This window comes from Salmonella sp. SAL4457, from assembly GCF_046548235.1.
In the GTDB taxonomy this organism is placed as follows: Bacteria; Pseudomonadota; Gammaproteobacteria; order Enterobacterales; family Enterobacteriaceae; genus Salmonella; species Salmonella enterica.
In genome coordinates this window covers 1-346 of sequence record NZ_JBGDZO010000174.1, presented here as the reverse complement: position 1 = coordinate 346, position 346 = coordinate 1, and the positions used below count along the sequence as shown (strand labels likewise).

1 protein-coding gene is annotated in these 346 nt (G+C 65.9%); it reads left to right on the top strand.

Features of this window, described 5'->3' with window-relative positions; all coding sequences use genetic code 11:
- A partial coding sequence (locus ACLJNW_RS23780; protein ID WP_410961167.1) for an acyl-CoA dehydrogenase family protein occupies positions 1-257 on the top strand: 257 nt, incomplete at its 5' end.
- Between the last annotated feature and the right edge of the window lie 89 nt (positions 258-346).

Sequence of the window (346 nt, the reverse complement as noted above, 5' to 3'; positions counted from 1 at the left end):
CCACCGAGCTGTACGTGAAAGGCAGGGACGTGACGCGCCTGGCTTCCATGGCCAAGCTCAAGGCCGGCCGCCTCGGCCGCGAGGTCAGCGACGCCTGCCTGCAGTACTGGGGCGGCATGGGCTTCATGTGGGACAACCCGGTCTCCCGCGCCTACCGGGACACCCGCCTGGTATCCATCGGCGGCGGTGCCGACGAGATCATGCTCGGCATCATCTGCAAGCTGATGGGCATCCTGCCGGGCAAGAAGAAAGGCTGACGTTCCAGGAGGAAACCGGCATGAGCCTGCCGCATTGCGAGACCCTGCTGCTGGAACCCATCGAGGGCGTCCTGCGGATCACCCTGAAC